At 67.3% G+C, this 3,867-nt stretch carries 3 protein-coding genes; 1 reads left to right on the forward strand and 2 read right to left on the reverse strand.

Annotation, left to right across the window (positions count from 1 at the left end; translation table 11 throughout):
* Positions 1-131 precede the first annotated feature (131 nt).
* Positions 132-1,193, forward strand: a complete 1,062-nt coding sequence (locus tag DXD77_RS10025) for an IS110 family transposase (RefSeq protein ID WP_233506798.1) — start codon at positions 132-134, stop codon at positions 1,191-1,193.
* On the opposite strand, the gene istB is transcribed toward DXD77_RS10025, so the two are convergent.
* Together istB and istA are read right to left on the reverse strand one after the other, a co-directional pair.
* Positions 1,117-1,905, reverse strand: coding sequence for an IS21-like element helper ATPase IstB (istB, locus tag DXD77_RS10030; protein WP_117648567.1), 789 nt, complete (start codon positions 1,903-1,905; stop codon positions 1,117-1,119). The two genes, DXD77_RS10025 and istB, sit on opposite strands and share 77 nt — an antisense overlap.
* Positions 1,902-3,140, reverse strand: coding sequence for an IS21 family transposase (gene istA, locus DXD77_RS10035; protein ID WP_117648568.1), 1,239 nt, complete (start codon positions 3,138-3,140; stop codon positions 1,902-1,904). The genes istB and istA overlap by 4 nt, the downstream gene beginning before the upstream one ends.
* Between the last annotated feature and the right edge of the window lie 727 nt (positions 3,141-3,867).

Genomic DNA, 3,867 nt, shown 5'->3' on the forward strand with positions numbered 1-3,867 from the left:
GCAGAGACGATATGAGCAGGACATAAAAACATTGAGAGCCCCTGCTGCATGAAAGACCGCGGATTAGGCCGACAATGGTGAGTGTCTAATTCAGCCGCGGCGGCCACGCCGCATTCATGGAAGGGGCTCCCATGCTCGATACTACCACCTTCGTCGGCCTCGACGTCCACGCCCGCTCGATAAAGGCCGTCTCCCTCGACGTCATGACCGGGGAGGTGCGCGCCGCGACCTTCGGCTACGACGCCGGCGCCGTCGCGGAGTGGATCCGCTCCGTGGGCCCCGGGGCCAGGTGCGTGTACGAGTCCGGGGTCACGGGCTTCGACCTGCAGAAGAGGCTCTCCGGCCTGGGTGTCGACTGCGTGGTCGGCGCCGTCTCGAAGATGATCAAGCCCAGCGCGGACAGGCGCAGGAAGAACGACCGCAACGACGCCGAGTTCCTCGCCCGCATGCTGTCGGTCGGCAACGTGGTCGAGGTGTGGGTCCCCGACGACGAGTGCGAGGCCGCCCGCGACCTGACCAGGGCGCTCGAGGACGCGAGGGACGACCTCTCGCGCTCGAAGCAGCGGCTCTCCAAGTTCCTGCTAAGGCACGGGCTCGTCTTCGACGAGAGGACGCCCACCGGCCGCAGGAAGGGCAACTGGACCCGGGCGCACTGGTCCTGGATCGAGTCGATTAGGTTCGCGGAGGGGGCCGACAACGACGCGCTCGCCTACTACGTCGACGCGGTCAGGCGGGCGGCGGAGGAGAAGGCGAGGCTCGAGGGGCTCGTCGAGGCCGAGGCCCGCAAGCCCAGGTGGCGGAAGAGGGTCGACTCCCTGCGCTGCCTCAAGGGCGTAGACACCGCTTCCGCCGCCGACCTCGTGTTCGAGGCCGGCGAGTTCTCCAGGTTCAGGAACGCCCGCTCGTTCGCCGCGTGGGTCGGCCTGACGCCCTCCGAGCACTCCAGCGGGGAGAGCGACCGCAGGGGCGCGATCACCAAGGCCGGCAACAAGCACCTGAGGAAGACGCTGGTGTTAGCGTCAATATATTTTTCACCATTTTCACCAACGTATTTTCGCCAATCGCGCCAACGCGGATGCGCCGGATTCGCCAACGCGGATGCGCCGCTTTCGGCGTCTAGGCTCCCTCCTCCTTCCCGTCCTCACCGCCGATGGATACGTCCTTCAGGCGGTACGACCGTCCCGTTATCTTGATCATCGCGCAATGGTGGCAAAGCCTGTCGGCCACCGCCGAGGCCGTGACGTTGCTGCCGAACACGTCGCCCCACCTGCCCACCGGCACGTTGGTCGTGACGATGGTCGACCGCTTTAGCGCGTAGCGCCTGTTGACCAGCTGGAACAGCAGGTCGGCGCCCTCCTTGCCGATATCGAGGTAGCCGAGCTCGTCTATTATCAGCAGGCTGCAGTGCTCGTAGAACCGCATCCTGCGCGCCAGCGCCTCCTTCGCCGAGGCGTGCTTGAGGTCCTCGACCAGCCTCGAGCAGTCGGCGAAGTACACCTGCTTGCGGGCCATCACCGCCTCGTGGCCTATGGCTATCGACAGGTGGGTCTTGCCGACGCCCGGGCTGCCGACGAGCACGACGTTGTCGCCGCGGTCGATGAACTCGAGCGTGGCCAGCTGCTCGACCAGCCCGCGCGGCACGCTCGGCTGGAAGCCCCAGTCGAAGTCGGCCAGCGTCTTTATGTAGGGGAAGTTGGCCATCCTCGTGCGGCGCTCGTCGTCGGCGCGCCGCTTGAGGGCTATCTGGGCGTCGGTGAGCTCGAGCATGGCGTCGACCAGGCCCTTCCTCCCGTCGGCGACGAGCCTGACGTACTCGGGCACCGACGACGCCATGCCCTCGAGCCCCAGCTCCTCGAGGTTGGCCGCCAGGCGGTTGAGGGGGCTGGCCTGCACGGCGGCGCTCACAGCGAGCCCCCCATCGAGTCGAGCAGGCCGAGGTTGGCCGCGGCGGCCGCCTCGATGTCGCCGGCGGCGTCGCCGAACCACCGCTTGCCGGCCATGGCCTCGGCGTAGTGCGCCGGGTCGTAGGCCGGCCCGCCCGCCACGTGCGTGGCCACCAGCTCGCCGCCGACGTAGCAGTCCATCGCGCCGCCGGGCATGCAGACGATGCGGGCGGGCCTGCCGATGCAGCGCCTGGGCACCGACATGGGCTCGCCGTGCGCGCTCACCAGCATCGTGGCCGGCACCCTGGCCACGCGCACCACGTCGCCCATCGCCTCCTCGAGGGCGCGCAGGTTGCCGACGGGCAGCAGCGCGTCCTTCTCCTCCATGAACAGCGCGGAGGGCGGCAGCCCCGTGGTCTCGTTGGGCTCGGAGTTGCTGGCGTCCTCGATCCGCGCGACGATCTCGTCGATGTCGTCCCAGCCGTCGAAGTCGCCCTGGTAGGCCATGAGCCGCGACAGGAAGCGGTTCGACGACTCGACCTTGCCCTTCGTCTGGGGGCTGCGCGGGCGGCACAGCTTCAGCTCGAAGCCGGCGGCCTTGGCGAACTCGTACGCGCGCTGGACCTTGTGGCGCCTGCCGCCCTTGACCGTCACCAGGGCGGACATGTTGTCCGTGACCCACTCGCGCGGCACGCCGCCGAGCCTCGCGATCGTGGCGTACATGCACCTGACCAGGTCGTCGGTCGTCCTGGTCCTCGACCGGATGAATATGTGCCTGCGGGAATGGCCCAGCGTCGCCGCGAACACGTTGAACTCGAACAGCTCGCCGTCGCGGTTCGCCATCTTGACGGACTCCTTCCAGTCGAACTGCAGCTGCAGTCCGGGCGGCGTCTCGAAGCGCGGGTGCGGCTCCGGGCCGCCGGAGGCCCCGACGGCGATGCCGTTCTTGCGCATGAACTGGGTGAAGGCGTTGTAGCCGGCCAGGTCCTCGCCGGGATACCTGTGCAGCAGCCACTCGTGGATGCCCTTCTTGGTGACTCCCGGCAGCTGCGCCTTGGCGGCCACCTCCTCGATGTGCGCGTCGAACGAGCCCGCCCTGTCGCCGCGCCCGTCGTGGGGCCGCCCGCCCTCGGCTCTCCAGTACGACGCCACGGTGTGCCTGTCCTTGCCGTAGCGCTTCGCTATGTCGCTGAAGTTGGGCTTTATGCCCGCTTCCCTGTACATGTCCAACTCTCCGATCAGGTTCTTCTCCGCCACGGCCCGCTCCTCCCGAAAGCATCGTTCGCTCGTCGATCGAAGCGTAAGCCCCGGCGTTGGTGGAAATGGTGAAAATGCGTTGGCGCAAATGGCGGGATTGCGTTGGCATGATTGGTTGTTGAGCGTTGGTCAAAATGGTTGTTTTTACAGTAGCGCTAACAGCTGGTCGAGGCCGCGTGGCACTACCTGACGTGCTCGGGGCGGCCGAAGGACCTCGCCAAGGGCCAGGCCCCGGACCCAGCCGCCCGGAGGCATGCCGCCAAGGGCGTGCGGAGGCTGGTCGAGAGGCGGGAGGCGCTGCTCGCGCGCGGGGTCCACGGCAACAAGGCGAACGTCGCCACGGCGCGCGAGCTCGCCTGCTGGGTGTGGGCGGTCGGCCTCATGGCCGAGGAGGCGTAGGGGGCGGTCCCCCGCACATAAGCCAGTCATCCCGGAAGCGGTTCGATCCGAAGCCGTTGAGGCGAACCTCAGGTCCCTTTTCTGCGAGCGCCCAGGGCGCCACACGCGTGCACAGACTGTCGGTTCGACGTAGAAGCCTCAGCCGTAGCAACGGATTGCCCAGCGAGAGATCGCCACGGGCGGATATTAAACTGCAAAGACGAGCGTCGGTAAGACACGCCGAGGTCGCCGCGGACGGGTTGATATAGGGAGAGGGCCTGACCCCATATCGTTGGGGCCAGGCCCGATTTTGCCTCTTGACAATGTCCTGCTCATATTAAAAGGAACG

Source organism: Collinsella sp. TM09-10AT (assembly GCF_003436275.1).
GTDB lineage: Bacteria > Actinomycetota > Coriobacteriia > Coriobacteriales > Coriobacteriaceae > Collinsella.

Excerpts from the sequence above, each read along its gene's own strand:
- DXD77_RS10025 (WP_233506798.1), top strand. The coding sequence starts at position 132 with ATGCTCGATACTACCACCTTCGTCGGCCTCGACGTCCACGCCCGCTCG.